Below are 4,792 nucleotides of genomic sequence, written 5' to 3'. Positions count from 1 at the left end.
TGTACATGGCATTTATAGTTTATCTAAATAATCACGTATAGAATGTCAAATTATTTATAGTTTGGCATCCTTAGTTATATCATTAGCTAACTCCATTGCTCTATCTATAGTAACGGTATTGCCGTTCACAAGGTCTTTAACAATAGCTAATCTGAGTTTTTCTTTATTTTCTTCTGTCATGTCTTTATAGTCTTTGATCCTAGATAAGACTCTCTGTATAAGGGCACTTAAATTTACTGCCGATAGGAAGATCTCATCCCCCAGAGACTTGTCTATTGTTTCTGATGCATCATCCACTAGGGTATTCATTGTAGACTTAATTGAGCTCTCGACTTTCAACTCTAATTCAGGTGTACTCAGGTTTATGTCTGAATATCTATCGAGCACGGTAAGATCTTGTTCCCTGATTGCTTTGATTAGTGGTTTAAGCTCAGGGAAATGCAGCTCAAACGCCTTTTTTACATGACTAGCATGAAACTCCTGGGATCTTGCTATCACTTCAATTTGTGTAATGAAGAATAGCTTAATAAGAATGTCAGGTATGCCTTGAGAGTACTTAAACAACGCCTCTCTTGTTGCAATATCAAGTGGCCTAGTACTGACAATGTTATATTTAAGCAGCCTGTCTAAGAACTTATCAAAGCTACCAGGCACCCTAATATCTGACGTTGGCACAAGCCTGCCCCATTCCATAGAGCCAAACTGAGCACATCTGCGCAATATCCTGAAGTCACTGCCAAACAGCTTAGTCATCTTTGGAGTGCCAACAAAGAGTAAGGAGGCTTGAATGGTATTTGTTAGCTCAACCAAGAAGTTGAGGAAATCATCTTTGCTACTTTGATCTGCTATATTCTGCATCTCATCTATAACAATAAGACCAACAAAATGCGCCCTCAAAGCATTTGCAGTAATCATTTGCGCTCTTGTTTGGCTCATTGGATGAGTTATTTTGCTTGAATATGCTGTTCCTGCTGCTTTATCTAATGCCTCAAGCATCGAGATACATAGCGACTTTGGAAGTGCTCTAGAAGGACACTCAATTTTCAGCCATACAACTTGTTTGAAGGACGTACTAAATACTGACTTTCTGTGTAGAAGTACTTGTGGGTAGACCTTCAAAATATGATTGATGCTACTGGTTTTACCAGTGCCAGACCATCCAATAATGCATGTTGCTGGGGTTATACTAGTAGAAATACTTTCATTTGACTCATATTTATCAATATCCGAGTCTGCGGTATATAGCTCTTCTTCAGTATAAATTTTTTCCTCAACAACATGCTCATCTGAGCTTTCATCTGCATTTTCACTTTCGCCCTGCACGATTGCATGCATATCTACTGGTGTTCTGCAGTAATAGCCGTACCTAATTAAGTCATCAATAGTTTCAAACAGAACTAGGTGATTTACAGTGCCAATAAAAACGTTCCTCATGCATGATTTAAGGAACTCAATCTTCTCCCTTGGCGAATAATCTAAGATGTTCTCAGGACGCTTAAGATTTCCACCCTCAAGCTTGTTAATAATGAGTTCATAATCCCAGTTGTTAGTCAGGGGCAAAGCATCAACTAAAATGTTGCTAGCAAAAAACTGATACCTTTGTCTGCTTAGCTTTGCTATTTCAACTCTGACCTTTTCTGAACTCATATTAGCCTCTGTAAAACAAGTTAAATATTATGTGTAAATCGATCTGCATAGCCCCACGGTAAATCATAGTCATTGTGGCTTTCCGTGTCTGAGCTATTATCTGCAATTTCTTGTTTAGGGCCAGTCTTATTGGATAAAGAGCGAGCACATGCATCTTTAATTTTTTCATTGAGTCTAGACTCTTTAATTAAATCTATTTGAGCCTTCTCACTTAGAGTAGATGCACATTTATCGAGCCGTCTTTTAGCTGACTCCCAAATATCCTCAAGCCTCTCTCTATTGTCACATCTGAGTAGGTCTTGATCCATCTGAGCGTGCTTGAGTGAAGCTGATTTTATTTCAAGAATCATATTGGCTTCATACATGCAACAGCCAGCCAAGTAGCTACTATGGGAGGCAAGTCTGCAACGTAAGTACTTTTCAGGGTGATTAATTGGGTCTGGATAGATCCAAGCATTAGCTACATTACCATGATCAATCGCTAGAGAAGGCTTATATATTTTCTTAGAATTACCATCACGATCAAAATATCCATCATTTTCAAGCTCTTTGCATGTATAAACAATCTTAGAACACTTGACGCCCTCTCTTGAAACAGTGGCTGTTTGCTTATGCATTAAGCTCAAACGTAATGCGTCTTCGTTTGCACAGTTACATAGAGCACTAGCTTTTAATGACTTAGCCCATTTCCATAGAGCAATTGGAGTGCAAGGTAGCTCAGGTGGATAATTAGCTGGCATATTTCTTCTTACTCTATGATTAATGGTATCAATAGCATATAAGATCATTGCTCTATAGTCTTGAAGTGTCAAAACTGCATTAGCTCTGTTATCTTGGCCGCCAGCTTTCTTGCTGAGATTTGATGTAAATGACTGTTTTACAAGAAATGAGGCAAGTTCCTTTTGAACGAGGTGGATGCTGTTTTCAACTGAGCCTTTTTGGTCTGCTCTATATGGTGCAGTATTGGTAATAGTAACATTACAATATCTGAGAAAGTGTTCAATCTGTACACCCTCTAGCTCAGCATTATCTGCACAAATAGCCTCAGGAATACCTGAGACATCCCACTCGAAAGGTAAATCGATGTCAAAAGACTCTTTGAAGTACTTTGTCTTTTCCGCAATTGCACAGTAAATTGCCTCAGCTGCGCTTCGGTATTGAGCATTTTCAAGCGATACCGAAAAGCCAGCTATCATGCCAGAGAATCTGTCAGTCACAAGATAGAGCACAGGTCGGCCAACAGCTCTAGGACTTGAACCTGATGAAATAAGGTAAACATTATCTACGGTTGCATCCACTTCGTAGACTGCACCAATAAAACTTGAGGCCTCATACACCGAGCCCATTTTGGCTTGAATATCCTTGTTGAAGATACGCTTAGAGTTCTGATTAATGTTTCGGTCTCTACGAGTTGTTGTTCTGTAGTAGAAGCCCCTGAACTGACCCATGCTAGGAAGCACTTGAGAATCTGGATAAGCTTCCATATAAGCACGTAGCAGCTCAGAATATGCTCTCTGAAGAGATAGGTGATTCTCGACAAGGACATACTTTTTGATAACTCTAGCCATTAGAGAGCGAAGAGCATCATTCATTATTGGTATCAAGCCACCGCTTTTGCGACCAGGACACTTTGTTAGATTCCTTGTTCCTTTGCCTACAGCTCTGTAGTCAGGTAACAATGCTCCTTTGCATTGCCCTCTTTGGAACCAACGTCCTAATAGCCTATAAATCTTGCGGCTAAGTACTTTATCATCGCCTGCAACAGAGTTTATAGCAGCAGTACATTCACTCTTCGAATACAGAATACTTGGAGAAGTCACGATAGGCTTGATAATCTCAAAGTTAGCTTCCATCCTTGCGACGTTATTTTTAGTGCAAGCATCTCTGAGACTCTCATATGGGTCTTTCTCTTTTGTTATGTGACCAGAGTTAAACTGCTCATTTAGCTCGTCTTTACAAACAACAGTATAGCTGATGCCAGATTTAGAGTTGTTCATGTCATAGAGTCCGATCTTGTCATAATCAACAAACAAAACTCTGTAAGTAACTCCATCTTTCAGCAAAACATCATTCTTGCTAATCATTTGTCTAGGCCTCCACAAAGTCCTTAAGCTCACAATCATTGAGATGCCTTGTCTCAACTGGAAATTTAAGTAATTTCTTAGCGCAAAGCAATTTAATCGCTTCTGTCAGGCTGTACGATACGCCTGATGGTACGGGAAGTTGAATCTTATCTGATATAAAACTGAACGACGCTTCAGGCACATCTCTAATTACTTGCGTAAGTATCTTGTAAAGCACATCAAGGTCTTCTTCGCGAACAGACTTTTGCCTATGCATGTAGAGATGTTGAAGGTTTTCAGCAAACGTTCTGTTGATCTCACTTGAGAAGCAAAGTTTAAATGTAATACCTTTACTTTCCCAATAAACCCGCTCAAGCTCAATCTTCTCCATGGTTCTTTTATCCAAGGTATCTGACTCTTTAACTTGAACAGCCATCTTTTGCTCAATACCGTCCTTATTGATAAAAGTCAGCAAGAAATCTGAGGTCATAACCTGCCCTCCAGATGTATATCCTGGATGCTTAATCTTTAATCTATCAGCAATTTGGTATGTGACCATAGGATCTAACGCATACTGCTCTTTGATATCGCGAATACGATCGTCCCAATCAAAAAGATGAAAATACATGAGTTCACCTTGTGACATTAGGTGAATTATGCGGTTCAGCTTAGCGTTAAACACACGGTGCCTAGGTGTATATGAGTGAAAGCTGCGAATAGAAATCCATGGAGTGTACTTGGACAACTCACCGGAACACAGCCCTTTCTTTTTGCCTAGTAGCCAATCCTCATTCAACTTTAAAGGTAGCATACGCTCCTCTCATTTATAGACTGTCAAAATCTACCTATATTTGTCACATTATAGTTTGACTAGACTATTATAGTCAATCTATAAATAACATCTTTACGCACTATAAATATGATTTATATCTCATTATAAAAAGTCATATTTACGAAAATGACAATAAAAAACGGCATAAAAGCTTATTTATGCCTTTATGCCGTTCAATAATTTGATAATCTATAAATGATTATTATGACTATAAAAGATCCTTAGTTAATCTATGAGTGCCATGTACAAT

Annotated in this window: 3 protein-coding genes; all 3 read right to left on the bottom strand. The window is 38.8% G+C overall.

The features are described 5' to 3' along the window. Positions 1 to 54: 54 nt before the first annotated feature. Genes RDO37_RS03630 through RDO37_RS03620 form a run of 3 tightly spaced genes read right to left on the bottom strand, consistent with a single transcriptional unit; the run spans position 55 to position 4,338 of the window. Positions 55 to 1,647 carry an ATP-binding protein gene (locus RDO37_RS03630; protein WP_308498143.1) on the bottom strand — a complete coding sequence of 531 codons (1,593 nt, stop codon included), beginning with the start codon at positions 1,645 to 1,647 and terminating at the stop codon, positions 55 to 57. Positions 1,648 to 1,667: 20 nt separating this feature from the next. Further along, positions 1,668 to 3,770: a hypothetical protein gene (locus RDO37_RS03625; RefSeq protein WP_308498142.1), complete on the bottom strand. Its 2,103-nt coding sequence runs from the start codon at positions 3,768 to 3,770 to the stop codon at positions 1,668 to 1,670. Beyond that, positions 3,736 to 4,338 carry a TnsA endonuclease N-terminal domain-containing protein gene (locus tag RDO37_RS03620; protein ID WP_308498141.1) on the bottom strand — a complete coding sequence of 201 codons (603 nt, stop codon included), beginning with the start codon at positions 4,336 to 4,338 and terminating at the stop codon, positions 3,736 to 3,738. Before RDO37_RS03620 ends, RDO37_RS03625 begins: the two co-directional genes overlap by 35 nt. Positions 4,339 to 4,792 lie beyond the last annotated feature (454 nt).

Origin of the sequence: uncultured Anaerobiospirillum sp., assembly GCF_902485895.1 — a bacterium.
Taxonomy (GTDB): domain Bacteria; phylum Pseudomonadota; class Gammaproteobacteria; order Enterobacterales; family Succinivibrionaceae; genus Anaerobiospirillum; species Anaerobiospirillum succiniciproducens.
The sequence above is the reverse complement of the archived record's forward strand: the minus strand, read 5'-3'. Positions and strand labels throughout refer to the sequence as shown.